The sequence below is a fragment of the Poritiphilus flavus genome (genome assembly GCF_009901585.1).
GTDB classification, from domain to species: domain Bacteria; phylum Bacteroidota; class Bacteroidia; order Flavobacteriales; family Flavobacteriaceae; genus Poritiphilus; species Poritiphilus flavus.
Map to the genome: position 1 here is coordinate 51521 of NZ_WXYO01000004.1, position 14259 is coordinate 65779.

16 protein-coding genes are annotated in these 14259 nt (G+C 44.5%); 10 read left to right on the top strand and 6 right to left on the bottom strand.

Going from position 1 to position 14259, the window contains the following annotated elements; all coding sequences use genetic code 11:
• Positions 1–21 precede the first annotated feature (21 nt).
• Genes GTQ38_RS09355 through GTQ38_RS09370 form a run of 4 tightly spaced genes read left to right on the top strand, consistent with a single transcriptional unit; the run spans position 22 to position 3475 of the window.
• A complete protein-coding gene (locus GTQ38_RS09355) occupies positions 22–657 on the top strand; it encodes a GntR family transcriptional regulator (RefSeq protein ID WP_161435254.1) in 636 nt (211 codons plus the stop codon).
• A complete protein-coding gene (locus tag GTQ38_RS09360) occupies positions 654–1925 on the top strand; it encodes an MFS transporter (RefSeq protein WP_238857879.1) in 1272 nt (423 codons plus the stop codon). The genes GTQ38_RS09355 and GTQ38_RS09360 overlap by 4 nt, the downstream gene beginning before the upstream one ends.
• Before the next feature lie 5 nt (positions 1926–1930).
• On the top strand, positions 1931–2470 hold the full coding sequence (locus tag GTQ38_RS09365; RefSeq protein ID WP_238857880.1) for a D-lyxose/D-mannose family sugar isomerase: 540 nt from the start codon (positions 1931–1933) through the stop codon (positions 2468–2470).
• 45 nt (positions 2471–2515) lie between these two features.
• Entirely contained in the window at positions 2516–3475 is a 960-nt protein-coding gene (locus tag GTQ38_RS09370; protein ID WP_161435255.1) for a sugar phosphate isomerase/epimerase family protein, read from the top strand.
• A 90-nt stretch (positions 3476–3565) separates the two neighbouring features.
• Here the strand turns inward: GTQ38_RS09370 and GTQ38_RS09375 are convergent, their stop codons facing one another.
• Positions 3566–3877 (bottom strand): hypothetical protein, encoded by a 312-nt coding sequence (locus tag GTQ38_RS09375; RefSeq protein ID WP_161435256.1) that lies wholly within the window; start codon positions 3875–3877, stop codon positions 3566–3568.
• Between the two features lie 213 nt (positions 3878–4090).
• Between GTQ38_RS09375 and GTQ38_RS09380 the strand changes: the two genes are divergently transcribed.
• Positions 4091–5146: a M14 family metallopeptidase gene (locus GTQ38_RS09380; RefSeq protein ID WP_161435257.1), complete on the top strand. Its 1056-nt coding sequence runs from the start codon at positions 4091–4093 to the stop codon at positions 5144–5146.
• A gap of 42 nt (positions 5147–5188) precedes the next feature.
• Here GTQ38_RS09380 and GTQ38_RS09385 read toward each other — a convergent pair whose 3' ends face one another.
• Positions 5189–5746 carry a hypothetical protein gene (locus GTQ38_RS09385; protein ID WP_161435258.1) on the bottom strand — a complete coding sequence of 186 codons (558 nt, stop codon included), beginning with the start codon at positions 5744–5746 and terminating at the stop codon, positions 5189–5191.
• Positions 5747–6447: 701 nt separating this feature from the next.
• On the opposite strand from GTQ38_RS09385, the gene GTQ38_RS09390 reads away from it, so the two are divergent.
• The 3 genes from GTQ38_RS09390 to GTQ38_RS21200 all read left to right on the top strand — a co-directional run bounded on the left by GTQ38_RS09390 (position 6448) and on the right by GTQ38_RS21200 (position 7432).
• Positions 6448–6852, top strand: a complete 405-nt coding sequence (locus GTQ38_RS09390) for a hypothetical protein (RefSeq protein WP_161435259.1) — start codon at positions 6448–6450, stop codon at positions 6850–6852.
• 78 nt (positions 6853–6930) lie between these two features.
• Positions 6931–7176, top strand: a complete 246-nt coding sequence (locus tag GTQ38_RS09395) for a hypothetical protein (RefSeq protein ID WP_161435260.1) — start codon at positions 6931–6933, stop codon at positions 7174–7176.
• Entirely contained in the window at positions 7160–7432 is a 273-nt protein-coding gene (locus tag GTQ38_RS21200; protein ID WP_161435261.1) for a type II toxin-antitoxin system RelE/ParE family toxin, read from the top strand. Before GTQ38_RS09395 ends, GTQ38_RS21200 begins: the two co-directional genes overlap by 17 nt.
• 103 nt (positions 7433–7535) lie before the next feature.
• Here the strand turns inward: GTQ38_RS21200 and GTQ38_RS09405 are convergent, their stop codons facing one another.
• From GTQ38_RS09405 to GTQ38_RS09420, 4 genes are all read right to left on the bottom strand, one after another.
• On the bottom strand, positions 7536–9806 hold the full coding sequence (locus GTQ38_RS09405; RefSeq protein ID WP_161435262.1) for a xanthine dehydrogenase family protein molybdopterin-binding subunit: 2271 nt from the start codon (positions 9804–9806) through the stop codon (positions 7536–7538).
• Positions 9807–9829: 23 nt separating this feature from the next.
• Entirely contained in the window at positions 9830–10291 is a 462-nt protein-coding gene (locus GTQ38_RS09410; protein ID WP_161435263.1) for a (2Fe-2S)-binding protein, read from the bottom strand.
• Between the two features lie 85 nt (positions 10292–10376).
• Complete coding sequence (locus GTQ38_RS09415; RefSeq protein WP_161435264.1) at positions 10377–10799, bottom strand: cupin domain-containing protein; 423 nt, start codon at positions 10797–10799, stop codon at positions 10377–10379.
• Positions 10800–10846: 47 nt separating this feature from the next.
• On the bottom strand, positions 10847–12319 hold the full coding sequence (locus GTQ38_RS09420; protein ID WP_238857881.1) for a DUF1593 domain-containing protein: 1473 nt from the start codon (positions 12317–12319) through the stop codon (positions 10847–10849).
• A 154-nt stretch (positions 12320–12473) separates the two neighbouring features.
• On the opposite strand from GTQ38_RS09420, the gene GTQ38_RS09425 reads away from it, so the two are divergent.
• Positions 12474–13223, top strand: a complete 750-nt coding sequence (locus GTQ38_RS09425) for an NUDIX hydrolase (RefSeq protein ID WP_161435266.1) — start codon at positions 12474–12476, stop codon at positions 13221–13223.
• Between the two features lie 89 nt (positions 13224–13312).
• A complete protein-coding gene (locus tag GTQ38_RS09430; protein ID WP_161435267.1) occupies positions 13313–14227 on the top strand; it encodes a sugar phosphate isomerase/epimerase family protein in 915 nt (304 codons plus the stop codon).
• The last annotated feature ends 32 nt before the right edge of the window (positions 14228–14259 follow it).

Consider the following 14259-nt stretch of genomic DNA (forward strand, 5'->3'; position numbering starts at 1 on the left):
ATGGCAACTAATTACAATTAAATGAAGCTTAGCACCAATGAACTAGGCAGACAGGCCTATAAAGAAGTAAAGAATCTGATCGTATCCAGGCAATTGGAGCCTGGAAAAAAAATAGTGCAGGAAAAACTGGCTGAGCAACTGGGGATCAGCAGAACGCCGCTGCGTACCGCCCTGCAAATGTTGGAGGCGGAATCTCTTGTTGAATCCATCCCCAGAAGGGGAGTTGTGGTAAGGGAATTCAGCCGGGAAGAGATTCGGGAGATATATGACTGCCGTATCGCCTTGGAAGTTATGGCAATACAGCTCTTTACGGAGAATGCCGTTGATAAGGACATCCAAAAGCTAAGAAAACTATTCAACCCTTATACGACAACCGAAAACATATCTCAAAAAAAATACCAGGTCACCGATAGTATCTTTCACGATACCTTAATAAGATCTTGCGGAAACAGCTTCCTATACGATCTGTTTAAAAAAGGGAACTTATTGGTTTGTATTGATATGTTAGGCCTACTCAGACCCCCAAGCGAAACCCTGCAGGAACACCTGGACATTATTACTGCTATTGAGAACAGGAATGCGGAGCAGGCATGCAAACTTATGAGGGAACACTTGGAAAAGACAAAAAGGCTTTTTGACAAAACAGAGGATAATTGAAGGATAAGGTTTTATTTCCAGAGCGATACAAAATGGTCTTTGGCACCTTTGTGCTGGCCATGATAGTCCTGTTCGACCGGATCCTGCTTTCGGTAGCAAAAGATCCCGTAGCGGAATCACTACAGCTTAGCGACAAGCAGATGGGCTGGGCCATGAGCATCTTTGCGCTGGGCTACGCCTTGTTCCAAACCCCCGCCGGTTTGTTGGCGGATAAATTCGGTCCCCGCAAGATACTTACTGCAGTGGTTAGCCTTTGGTCTCTATTTACTGCTCTCACCGGAGCAACCTGGAATTACATATCCCTGCTTATCGTAAGATTCGTTTTCGGCGTAGGGGAAGCCGGAGCCTTTCCTGGGATGGCAAGAGCCATATATCGCTGGATCCCCCTGCAGGAAAGGGGCATTGTAAACGGCATAAATTTTTCCGGCGGAAGGATTGGCGCCGCTATCGCGCTTCCCGCGGTTGCCTGGTTAATGGACCTCTTTGGCTGGCGACTCACTTTTGTGATCCTTGGCCTGGTCGGAATGTTATGGGGAGTGGTCTGGTATTGGTGGTTTCGGGATGATCCAAGAGATCACAGCGGTATATCCGCAAAGGAGACCGATTTCATTATTGAACACACGGAGAAAGAAGTGGCAAATACGGTCAAGGCTCAAATTCACCTTGGTAAACTGTTCAGGTCCAAAACCATGTGGTTGTTAATGGGACAGTATTTTTCCAGCAACTTTACTTTTTTTTTCTGTCTTACCTGGTTGTTTCCGCATATAAAGGCCAAGTATAACCTGGATGCGTTGGAAGCCGGCTTTTTTACCGCCGCACCTTTGATTAGCGGTGCCCTGGGCAACTGGTTTTCAGGCTTCCTGGTAGATTATATCTATAAGAAGAACAAAATGACACTTTCTCGTAAACTACCTGCAATCATAGGTTTTTTACTTGCCTCGGTCGGCATAGTGGCAGGTGCCTATATGGAGACGGTTACTCCGGCCATTGTTTTTATTTCTATAGCCGTTTTCGGTGCAGATATGACTTTGAGTCCCTCCTGGTCTGCATGTGTTGATGTAGGGAGGCAGTTTTCCGGAGCGGTTAGCGGCACCATGAATATGGCTGGTAATATCGGATCCTTTCTTACTGCTTTGGCATTTCCCTATTTGTTGGATATGACAGGCTCCGAGATCCCCTTCTTTTACCTGGCCGCTTTTTTAAACCTAATTGCTATTGTCCTGTGGTTGGGTGTTAAACCCCAGCTGCCTTTAGACCTAACACTATAAAGAACATGATCACTAAGAAAGAGTACGCAGAAGTTTGCCAAAAGTCCATTGAAATGATTGAGGCTACCGGCATCCATTTGACAGAGGCGGACAAGAAGAATATTACCGCTGCAGACTTTGGCTTGAGTCGAATACGGGAGGAAGGGGTTCAGATTCTGACCCTTTTCAATACCAATCGCATGGCGGCCAAGATCCTGGTCCTCCTCCCTTATCAAACCGAACCGGAACACTGGCATCCGCCAGTAGGAGAGGACCCTGGCAAGGAAGAGGTAATTCGAGGCATATGGGGAGACCTGACCTTCTACATTCCCGGGGAAGATAATATGCTTGAGGGCTTTATTGTAGACGGCAAGGATTCCTGCTACACCATGCGACACGAAGTGGTCATTGAGCCTGGAGATCAGTTGGTTTTACCCCCTGGTACAAAACACTGGTTTCAAGCCGGAAAAAGAGGGGCCGTATTGTACTCCTTCTCCACCAGGGTAACCGATCTGATGGATCAGTTCACCGATCCGGATGTCGTACGCGAAACAGTTATAGGCTGATGTTATCAAGGTAGACCGACAACAAAAACATATAAAGACATTTAAATGAAACAAAGTATTATCACCGCTTTTCTGGGAAGGACCCAGGACCGATTTTCAGAATACCAGGAGCCTACAACTTTAGCGGAAAGGTTAGATCTGGTGACAAAAATACCTGGGGTGGATGGGGTGGAAATTGTATATCCCTATGAGACGGAAGAAGCCAGCACAACACTACAGATGTTTCGGGACCGGGGACTACATTTTGCCGCAGTCAACGCGAATATCAAGAAAGAGACCCAATGGGTTCCCGGAGTGCTTTCCAGAACGGACCCGGACTTGAGGAAGGGTGCTGTAGATATCATCAAAAAAGCCAAGGATTATGCGAAAGCCGTAGGGGCTCCTTTGGTTACCTGTTGCCCGCTTTCTGACGGATATGACAATCTTTTCCAGGTAGATTATCCTCTGGCGTGGAGAAATATGGTGGAATCCGTGGCGGAGGCCGCTGATTATTTACCTGAGATCCCGCTCTTCATTGAGTACAAGATCAACGAAACAAGGGTGCATGCGCAACTGGACAATTGTGCTAAAACCATTTTGTTCTTAAAGGAAGTAGGCAACAAAGCTACGGGAGTTACTATAGATTTTGGGCATGCGCTGCTTGCTAAAGAGAATCCGGCCCAGGTAATAGCTTTGTGTGAGGAGACCGGGACAGACTACTACCTGCACACTAACGATAACGATTTTAACTTTGATTGGGACCTGATTTCGGGGTCAAGGAATTTTTTGCATACGGTGGAGTTCCTTTTTTACGCCAAAGAATATGGCTATGATAAATACTTTACCGCAGACGCCTCTCCCAGAATTTTTGATATGATTGGGTTTTTTACCGAACATGCGGAAATGAACCTGGCCATCTGGAACCTTGTCGATAAGCTGGACAGAAAGAAATATCGAAATCTTATGCGGCAAGAGCGGCATATGGACCTGATGAAATTGGTTCGTAAAGAGATCTATAGACTCTGAAATGCTCGAACCTGGGCATTCAATAAGGAGAATATCGAAATCTCAAAGTTCCCCCTTTTTAATTCATCTTAAGCAGGAAAAGATCTATTGCTATTCTATGCGTTCCAGGTCTGTAATAATATTTACATCAATTTCTTCACCGGAAGCATCCGTCTCGGTTTCTATGATATAGGTGACTTTGAAGCGTTTACCTTTAAACTCTGACTTTGTAAGGTCGTACTTGGCAGAAGCCTTTTCGTTCAGGGAAGAAAACTCCATCTGTTCGCTATCATCCGGCATAAAATAAAAGGTTTCTTCTTCATAAGAACTAAAAGTTGCGGTAAGGGATTGGCTATCCTGGGCCTTCATTTCCGTCCCCAGTAACAATAGTGCGAATAGCACAAATATTTTTCGGATCATCATATACTCAGTTGTTAAAATATTTACAGCGATTTTCCATTTTTTAGAATGGGCCATCACTACATCAGCTACAGGTGTCAGTAATATTCAAAAACTAACGCGGTTGTGATGATATTATATTTTCGGTTTGTAGATCAAGAACGGATTTTCTTACCTTTTGTTGCAAAAAGGACAAAGTCTAACCATCGGATTGTAGATTCACTAAAACATCAAGTGATGAGAAAAAACCTTTACCTGCTATTCATTCTATGCGCTTTGCATTCCATAGTAGCTCAAAATACATTTCAAAACCGTTTTGAACAAAGAACAACATCTTCCAGGGCAGATATGCGCATTGAATTTGAAGATGCAGATGGAAATAAAGGGTTTTTACCCATATCCATAATTCAGGGAAAAAGCCCGGGGCCGGTATTCACAATTGTTGCCGGCGTTCACGGCTATGAATACCCACCTATTATGGCTACCCAAAAATTAATGGAGGAAATTGATAAAGAGCAACTCGAGGGGACCCTGATCGTCATTCCCATGGCTAACACGGCTTCGTTTTTTACCCGCACACCCTTTATCAATCCCCAGGATCAAAAAAATCTGAACAATGCCTTTCCCGGAAAGGCTGAGGGTAGCATCACGGAACAATTGGCGTATTTCATAACTACAAATATTATTCCTGTAAGTGATGTATTCCTTGATATTCACGGCGGGGATGCCTGCGAAGACCTGATTCCTTTTGTTTGCTATTACAATAATGTTGCTAAACCGGAGCAAACTGCTCTCGCCCGGAGGCTTTCCGAAAACAGCGGTTTTGAATATGTTGTGTCCTATCCATATACCATATCAGAAACAGATCCGGCAAAGTATGCCTTTAAGCAGGCGGTTCAGGATGGCAAAACCGGTCTAAGTATTGAATGCGGCAAATTGGGTAATGTACAGGAAGAGAATGTACATCTGATCCAAAAGGGAGTGTATAATATGCTGGCTGCTTTGGATATGTATGGTAGGAGTAGCGGGCCTCATCCCAATATAATCTACCGGAATAGTCAGACCTATATTGACGCCGGTGTACAGGGAATATTCTATAGCGAATACAAAGCCGGGGATACCGTAAAAAAAGATGATGTAGTAGGCTATACTACCGATGAGTTCGGTAATGTTTTGGAGCAATACAAAGCCCCGAAGGACGGCATTGTTTTGTACAAACTGGCAACTCCGCCCATCAATGTGGACGATACGGTGATGTGTATTAGCTCAAATACGGAAGAGAAGGACAATTGAGGTCTTTGGCCGGGATAACGGCTGCCGGACTGTTTTCTGATATTAGTCCTTATCAATCGCATACAATTGATACGGCCAGGGATAGCCGTCTTCCGGAGTTTGACCTTCATTGATCCAAACGACGTAAAATGGGGCCGGGTTATTGTTGTTTTCAATAGCGACGGGCTCCCAGTTCTCCAATCCCTCCACGTCCAGATCTTCAAAAGCAATATAACCACCGGGTTCGTTGGCCTGATGGCTACTGGCTGAATCCTGAAATCCGTCCAGCGCCAAAAAAGTGAAGGTGGAGTTCCTGATGGTATCTAAATTGATCTCGTAACCGAGTTCCAGCACATCCCTTAGTTTGAAAGCGACGAGATTCTTGGGCTTTTCGTATACCGTATCGTAATAACTTATTTTATGACTGGCAAGAACACTTAGCATAAAACCCCTGGAAATTTCGTTGATTTCTACACTACCCATGCTGAAGACGATGCTCGGATCGCTTTCCGGAACCTTTTCTTCGTCATTGCTACAGGCCACAAATATGAAAATCAGCAAGATTGAAATAAACGGTACACTTTTGGTAACAGATCCGGCGAGTCTAAATAGATTATTCATCTTTACTAGTTCGTTGATTTTGCTTCAGAATATATCCTCAAAACTGTCGGGCTCCAAGGCTAAATGCATACCTATAAGGAAGTGCCAAATAAATGGGTGAATCACGGAATAACTGAAATTCAGACGTGCCATGGAATCTAAGGTCTTTTGCCAGCGTTTTGAGGAAAGAAGAGCAGATTAAAGATGCTTGCCAGGTGTTAATTGAGCCAGACTAAAGAATTATTCAATAAAAGATTTATAACAGTTATTATTTCAATAGACCACTTGTGCATTGGTCTTTGCCTATCTCTCTATGCTGACTTAGATTTGGCTTGTGCAGTTCAAGGGATACCATAGTCCATTAGTTGTATTAGGTTTTTTTAGATGGTTTTTATCCCTTGGCTGTGTTTTGAGTTAGTTAGTTTCATGTAGGAAGAGGGTTCTGTGACCGTTGGCAAGGCCTACGGCCGGAACCCTCAATTAACTTGGATTTCTTCCTGTCAGGCAAATTACTTCACACTTATCTTTTTATCCACCCGATTGTGCATCCGTGTTTGTCCCTCTTGCGGCCCTTGCATAGTTTCGGGAAAGCTGTTTTGGGCATTCATTGGTAATGATTTTGTTCTTACAGCCCGGGATTCCCGGAACAACTGGATTTTAAGTTGGACAGCATCCTTTCATGCCCGCATTTGCTTCCTGTCTAAAACCTATTGATACCTGCCATGAAAGTATGCTCAAATAACATAGGCCAAAGGGTCAGACGATTGCGCACAGAGGTTTACGTCAAAACCCAGGAGGAGTTTGTCACGATGATCAACGGATATCTAAGTCAAAGGAAACTTCTTGACGGGGAGGGGAAATTCACCCAGAACACCATGGCACGGCTGGAGACATTGAACAGCATTACATCGGCAAAGTTGACCCACCTTATGAACTTTTTGTACGACACCAAAGGCATCAATCCGGCCTGGGTGATGCTTGATCGCAATGAAACCCTGCCTCCGTACCTGGAGAAGTCCGGTGGGGAAATTGATCCATTAGCGCTGCAGTCCAATATCCGGGAACATCAGCAGCAGATAGACGAATGCCTGGAACTCTTTATGCGTTTTATGGGGCTTAAGTTATAAGTATCATTCAGAAAATTAAGAATTTTATGTAATTTTTACGTGATTAATACGTATATTGTACGTATAAGTTTTATTGTTATGGTGCGTAAAGAGTTACATTTGGATGAAGCAGTTATTTCAACTTTGGAAGCTGAAGCGAAAAGACAGAACCGTAGTCTTAAAAATTATCTTGAGTTCTTGGCCATGGAACAGGCCAAAAAACTAGAAGTCCCGTCCAAGGAATATACGGACATGATGGACGATTTATTGAGCAAATTCGATAAAGATGAAATAGAATTTTCCACTATTGAGGATGTTATGAGTAGGAATGGCATATCAGATTAAAATTTCCAAGGATGCCGAGAAAGACCTGCTAACCGCGAAATGTTATTACAGGGTTTCTGGGTTAGAACAAAACTTTGATAAGGATTTTAAAAGTCAAATCTCATATATAAGGGCCAATCCATTTCTGTTCCAAACCTACTATCGAAATATTAGACGTGCTCATTTTGATAGTTTTAAGTATGCAATTCATTTTATACTACACCATGATGTTGTTTATATTCTAAGAATCCTGCACCATAAGCAAAAATTCAAATAAGGCAAACGCTACACCTCCACTCTCACAAGATTTATCTAAAACGAACTACCGTGTTGCAGAGTCTAATACAAAAATAAAAGATTGGTTTCGAGCCTGTCATCCCCTAGCCAACCAAAGGCGGCCTATCAGAAATAAATGGCTGATGATAATGCCTCCTTCCGGTGGCCTTGTATAAAGCATTTGCCAAAGCTCCCATAATGGGAGGGAAGGGAGGTTCACCCATTCCGGTTGGGTCAATGCCGTTGTCCACAAAATGAACCTCGATTTCCTTTGGCGCTTCGCTATGACGGATTAAACGATAACGGTCAAAATTAGTTTGTTCAGGTGCTCCGTCTTTAAAGGTCAGGGCGCTATACATGGCATGACCAATACCGTCAACCGCGCCTCCTTCGGCCATATTGGTCGCGGCGTCGGGGTTTACCACAATACCACAATCAATTGCTGAGGTCACCTTTTGCACTATAGGGTTACCGTTATCCATAACCATATCCAATACCTGGGCTACATAGCTATTATGACAGAAATAGGCCGAAACCCCCCGGTATACACCGGATTCATTTTGTCCCCAATTCGACTTTTCCCTAACCAGGTCCAATACACCGGCATAACGGGCCGCATCGTAATCGTTGGTTTCCGGATCACCCACAGGATTTTCCTTTGCACGTTGCAACAATTCCAATCTGAAATCGATAGGATCTTTACCCATCTCTTCGGCCACTTCGTCCAAAAATGACTGTTCAGCACCGGCAATAAAATTGGAACGAGGCGCACGGAACGCTCCGGTGGTAATATTGGAATCTATAGTGTAATCTTCCGCCAGATAATTGTCAATCGCTCCCGCGGGAAAGCGGTTTGCAAAAAGCGGACTCTCCGGAACACCTCCGGCCTTCACATGAAATGCGATTAAATTGTTGTCTTCATCCAGTCCGGCACGATAAGTAGCGTAATAACTGGGCCGGTACATTCCTTGAGACATATCGTCTTCCCGGCTGTATACCAACTTCACCGGGGCCTTCATCTTCTGGGAGATCACAGCCGCCTCAACCATAAAATGTCCATACAGCCTGCGGCCAAAGCCACCTCCCTGACGGGTCATTTGAATGTCAACATTTTCCAAAGGAAGACCCAGACGCTCAGCCACAGCCGGTTCCATCCACTCTGGTGTCTGGGTGGGCCCAAGGAGTTCCGCATGGTCTTCGGTAACATTGGCGAAGAAATTCATAGGTTCCATCGTATTATGTGCCAGGAAAGGACAGCTGTAATTGCGCTCAATGATTTTTGCTGCTTTGGCAAAAGCCGCTTCCGGGTTACCATCTTTACGAGCAACCCTTCCTTTACGCGTATTGAGTTCTTTCAACTTCGCATTATGGGTATCGGAATTTTCCATACCTGTAGGGTGTTTAACCGTCATTTCCCTGCCGAGAATGCTCATGCTCTCAACGGACTCGGATGCCTGTTCCCACTCGATTTTTAAGGCCTTTTTGGCCTGCATAACTTCCCAGGTAGTTTCCCCGATTACCGCGACCAATTCATTGAATGCCGTATGGTGAAAGGCCGATTTCTTAAAGCCTTCATCGTACAACTTTATGGAAAAAACATCGCGAATACCCGGCATATTTTTGGCTTCCGCTGCGTCAAAAGACTTCAATTTCATGCCAAATGCTGGCGGATGTGCCAGGCCTGCGATCAGCATGCCTTCCCGTTGAACGTCTATTCCGAACAAGGGTTGGCCGGTGACGATCTTTTTTCCATCCACATTCTTGCGAGAGGTTCCGATAATAGAGAATTCTGACCGATCTTTCAATTCAACTTCTTCCGGTACTTCCATCTGTGATGCCAGTGATGCCATTTCCCCATAGCCTGCGGAATTACCGCTTGCCTCATGGCTAAGCACTCCGGCAACGGCGCTGATTTCTCCAACAGGTACCTGCCAGGCCTGAGCGGCGGCTTCTTTCAACATATGTCTTGCAGTTGCACCCGCCATACGAAGGCTCTCCCATGAGTTCATTATGGATCTGCTTCCCCCGGCCACCTGCCAACTGTACAGGTCGGTGTTCAGAGGAGCTTGTTCCACCACCACATTTTTCCAGTCAATTTCCAGTTCATCCGCGAGGATCATAGGCATTGATGTCCGAACATTCTGCCCAATTTCGGGATTGGGCGACAGGATAGTCACCACCCCGTTATCGCCAATTTTTAAATAACCATTGATCTCATACCATTCTTTAGGCATTTCCAGTTCTGCGACCACAGCTTCGGTGGTCTTTGGTTTGCAGGAATTTAAAAGGTTAAAACCAAGTACCAATCCACCCCCGGCCAAACTGGTATTTTTAATAAAGGCTCTTCTTCCCATTTTCGATGTTACTAGTGTCATTGCTATAGTTTTTTGGAGTTGGCTTAGGATCCGCTTTCAGCAGCTAATTGAACCGCTTTCTTGATCCTGGTGTAGGTACCGCATCTGCATATGTTGCCGTTCATAGCCATTTCGATCTCTGTCTCGCTGGGCTTAGGATTCTGTTTCAGCAAAGCCGATGCCGTCATGATCTGCCCTGCCTGACAGTAGCCACATTGCGGTACATCGACCTCAAGCCAGGCCTTTTGAACAGGGTGGTCACCATGTTCCGATAAGCCTTCTATGGTAGTCACCTCCTGATTGCCCACGGAAGATACTGTCAGCATACAGGAACGTACCGCCGTATCCCCTAAATGAATGGTACAGGCCCCGCATTGGGCGATACCGCATCCGTATTTGGTTCCGACCAGCTTCAGATGGTCACGTAATACCCAGAGCATGGGTGTTGAAGGGTCAACATCCACCTCAAGGGCTTTTCCGTTGATGTTAAGTGTAAATTTTGCCATGATGTTCTTTATTGTCTTGAAATTACAAAATATCTGTCTTGATAATACTTAGAAACATTCTGAATTAGAACATTTTATATACTTCTTATTCCTCAGGACGCGCGATTGATAATTGTTGTTGATCTCCACCCAGATAAATCGCTATTATCTCCACATCATCATCGGTCTTGTTGATGCCACGGTGGTATATGCCAATAGATTCGGCGAAAGATTCCCCGCCAGAATATTCCAGTGATTTCCGATCTTCAACTTCTACGGTGAGGGTGCCGCTTAGGATATATGAAAATACCGGCATCTCGTGCTTGTGCCAGCCGGTATCCGAGCCAGGAGGAAATATGACTTTGCGAATGGTAACTTTCGCGCTGTCAAAGTTGGGATACTCAATTTTTTGACCAATGGCATTGGTTTCGGCATCTAATAACTCCACGACTTTTATCTCGCCGGAATACTGTGCATGAAGGTTTAAGCTTATGAGTGAAGCGATCAAAAGTGGAATAAGGTTTTTCATACTTGAATATTTGGTTTAAGGTAGGATAAATATAGTCGCCTAAACTATTAATCCTTTCCGGAAGTCACCTCCAGGATGACTCGTTGATATCGGGTCAATGCGGGAAAACCGGTATCCGTACCCTCAACGATGATATGGTATTTGGCTCCCTGTTCCGCATTTGCCGGTATTTTGATCTTGGCCGATGCTTCCTGAGATTCGATCTGCACCGCCCCATCACCTGCTTCCGCATAGCACCAGGCCGAAAACGCTACTTTATGGTCATCTGGATCAGAAGCTGAAAAATGGATTGTTAGTTCTTCGCCTGCCTTGACAGAAAGGGTATTCCCTTCCGAAATCCTAATTTTTGGTGGATGATTGGCCTCATCAAAGGGTTTTACGCACCAATCGGCTCGTGCTGCAAAATCCAGTTGCATGGCCTTTATCCAGCGGGTTTGGGGGTATCTGGGATCCATTTCACCCGATTCGGGATTGAAATCGGCCGAGGCCTTTCCATCCTCATACTTGAAAGGGTTTTCTTCGGATTGCACAAAACGCCCACTCCAGCCTCCCCGGGACGGATCGCTGTAATTGTCCAGGCCTACATCAACCAAATGCAAAAATGCCGGGGAATCCCCTTCGGATATAAAATCGTATTTGGAGAAACTACCCCTGTCGGTATTGGCTATTTTGCTGATATCGCCCTCAAAATGGTTGGGGTCGCCCTCTTGTTTCTGCCCATCTCCATAAGCGTAATACTTCTTAAGCAAGGGCCCATGGTTATTTATGATATTCGGCCCCATAAAACTTCCCTCCAAATAAGGTTGCTGGCTCTTGGGAACCACTTTTTTCCAGGGATAGGCAAAGCACCAAAACTGGTTAGCGTTATAAAACACCCTGATTTCCGGCCAATTCGGACCAATGTAGTTTTTATAGGTAGCATCCTGGTCCATGATCGTATAAATAATCGCCTTTCGGGAAACTTTTTCTTTGATATCCTTCCAGTTTTTGGTTTTGGAATGATCCTCCTCAATGGACTTTAGTGCCCTGGCAATGGTATTGGTACCTCCCCAGGCCTGTAGAAAGATCTCACGAGGGTCATCGTCCAACAGCTTCTGGGCGATCAATTCCGAGCCTTCGGTACGTTGCTCCATTTCACCCTCAAAATCAATATTACCCACTTTTACCACAGCCAATAGTTCCTCGGAGGATGGATAATTGGTATCGTGTAACAGCAGATTGGGGTGTACTTTTTTGTATTCGGTCAATAGCTCCTGTATCCAGTTAGTTCCCGGCCAACGCAGATTAGTAAGGTCTTCCCCATAAATGTTTCGGGTCATCTCCATTTCGGACGTGAATTTTGTGCCCTTTTCATCGCCTTTCCAATGCCACATGGAACTGGAGTAGATCAGCCCCTCGGTATCAAATTCGTTGGTATACAATAAATACCGAAGGAAAGTATCCACATCGTCTATTTCCCCATCGGTGGTTACAACAGTACGCAGTTTTCCAGATTGAGATTGTGCTAAGTTGTTTCCCATTAAAAAAAAGACTGTGAGAAGGATTATGACTTTGAGCTGACGCCTAACGACTTGAATCTCCATTTCAGGTAATTTTTTCTTATTGTCTCAATTTGTTACAATAATACTTTGATTTGATCGGAATTTAGCTTTTTTTTGATTAAAATTGATCGTTTTGAGTACGAGAAAGCTAAAACAACCCCCTTCAAATGAGGAATTTATACCGCATTTGGCCTACGACTCGGTCATTTTCGGCTTTAATGGTAAACAACTTAAGATATTAGTATTGGAATACCACAATACAGGATTGTTCGCGATTCCGGGTGGCTTTGTCAAAAGAAACGAAGATATTAACGATGCGGTTAAAAGAGGACTGAAAGAACGCACAGGCTTAAGCGATATCTATTTGGAACAGTTCCACACCTTCGGTTCGGTTTCCCGATCTTCCGCTGAGACTATGCGTGAAATTCTTATAAACAACGGATATGAAGTACATAATGATCACTGGCTGTTCGATCGCTTTGTCTCCATAGCCTATTACGCCCTTATCAATTATGAAGATGTCCAGCCAAGACCGGACGAGCTTTCAGATTCCATCAACTGGTATGCTATTGATGATTTACCGCCTTTAATGATGGATCATCGGGCCATTGTGGATAAGGCACTGGAAAACTTACGGGAAAACCTGGATAAAAAACTAATCGGAATGAATCTACTACCTGCAAAGTTTACCATGAAGGACTTACAAACAGTCTATGAAGCGATTTTAGGTGAAAAACTACGAAGGACCACCTTTCAACGTAAAATTCTGGCCAGGGAAATTCTAATCAGGCACGAAAAACTGTTTACCGGAGGTGCGCACAAGGCGCCTTACCTGTATAGCTTTAAGGATAAAAACCCAATCAAAGGAAAAAAGTACGCCTAGTTTCACCTTAATTAATTCATTTCAACACCAAATGAATTGATTACAGGGGGTTAAAAGGCATTCGACATATAATTCTTAAATACGAAAAAATGAAAACAACAATTCCAATTCTAGTCCTGACGTTTTGCGCTTTGCTTTCCTGTAAGCAAGCCGCGGATAAAACAAAAGAAACAAGCACGGAGGCTACTGAAATTAAGGCAGATGAAAGTGCAAATTTTGGAGGATTAGCCTTATACACCGTGCGTGATGCCATGGGTACAGAGGCAAAAGAAACCCTGAAGGCTGTGGTTGCGGCCGGATATAAGAATATTGAGGCCGCGGGTTATTCAGATGGAAAATTCTACGGCATGTCTCCCTCTGATTTTAAAAGCTATTTGAGCGAAATAGGGCTGAACCCTGTTAGTACGCATCAGGGCAGCGTGACCCTTGAGAATGCGGATGCTATGATAGCGGATGTTAAGGCAGCCGGGTTTAAGTACTTTGTCATTCCTGTGCCGCCTATGGGGATGTTTAATTACAATCCGGAAACACGGGAACTTTCCATGACCGGCACAGCAAAGGAGCTGGCTGATATCCTGGATACTTTGGGTGAAAAGACTAAGGCAGCAGGACTGCAATTACTTTATCACAATCATGATTTCGAACTGATAGAAAATCAGGATGGCGTTGTGGTTTTAGATTATTTACTGGAGAACTGCAACCCGGAATTGGTAAACTTCCAAATGGATCTATACTGGGTTACCAAGGCCGGAGCGGATCCCCTGGCATATTTTGAAAAGTATCCTGGCCGTTTCAAGGCATGGCATGTTAAGGATATGGACGAACAGGGCCGTTTTGCGCCGGTGGGGCAAGGAACCATTGATTTCGCTTCCATCCTGTCAAAAAAAGAGCTGTCCGGGATGGAGTACTATTTTGTGGAGCAAGACATGACCTTTGACGGCCTCGAACCCCTGGAGGCCATCAAGATAAGCCATGAAGGTATTGCGAAAATAGGGTTTAAGTAATCCTGGCTGTTTTGGATAAGCCTGAAAAATAC

Bases quoted from the DNA above. Each gene is read 5' to 3' on its own strand.
- GTQ38_RS09410 (WP_161435263.1), bottom strand. From the start codon at position 10,291: ATGGCAAAATTTACACTTAACATCAACGGAAAAGCCCTTGAGGTGGAT.
- GTQ38_RS09415 (WP_161435264.1), bottom strand. From the start codon at position 10,799: ATGAAAAACCTTATTCCACTTTTGATCGCTTCACTCATAAGCTTAAAC.
- GTQ38_RS09430 (WP_161435267.1), top strand. From the start codon at position 13,313: ATGAAAACAACAATTCCAATTCTAGTCCTGACGTTTTGCGCTTTGCTT.
- GTQ38_RS09395 (WP_161435260.1), top strand. From the start codon at position 6,931: ATGGTGCGTAAAGAGTTACATTTGGATGAAGCAGTTATTTCAACTTTG.
- GTQ38_RS09420 (WP_238857881.1), bottom strand. From the start codon at position 12,319: ATGGGAAACAACTTAGCACAATCTCAATCTGGAAAACTGCGTACTGTT.
- GTQ38_RS09355 (WP_161435254.1), top strand. From the start codon at position 22: ATGAAGCTTAGCACCAATGAACTAGGCAGACAGGCCTATAAAGAAGTA.
- GTQ38_RS09370 (WP_161435255.1), top strand. From the start codon at position 2,516: ATGAAACAAAGTATTATCACCGCTTTTCTGGGAAGGACCCAGGACCGA.
- GTQ38_RS09365 (WP_238857880.1), top strand. From the start codon at position 1,931: ATGATCACTAAGAAAGAGTACGCAGAAGTTTGCCAAAAGTCCATTGAA.
- GTQ38_RS09380 (WP_161435257.1), top strand. From the start codon at position 4,091: ATGAGAAAAAACCTTTACCTGCTATTCATTCTATGCGCTTTGCATTCC.
- GTQ38_RS21200 (WP_161435261.1), top strand. From the start codon at position 7,160: ATGGCATATCAGATTAAAATTTCCAAGGATGCCGAGAAAGACCTGCTA.
- GTQ38_RS09385 (WP_161435258.1), bottom strand. From the start codon at position 5,746: ATGAATAATCTATTTAGACTCGCCGGATCTGTTACCAAAAGTGTACCG.
- GTQ38_RS09405 (WP_161435262.1), bottom strand. From the start codon at position 9,806: ATGACACTAGTAACATCGAAAATGGGAAGAAGAGCCTTTATTAAAAAT.
- GTQ38_RS09375 (WP_161435256.1), bottom strand. From the start codon at position 3,877: ATGATGATCCGAAAAATATTTGTGCTATTCGCACTATTGTTACTGGGG.
- GTQ38_RS09390 (WP_161435259.1), top strand. From the start codon at position 6,448: ATGAAAGTATGCTCAAATAACATAGGCCAAAGGGTCAGACGATTGCGC.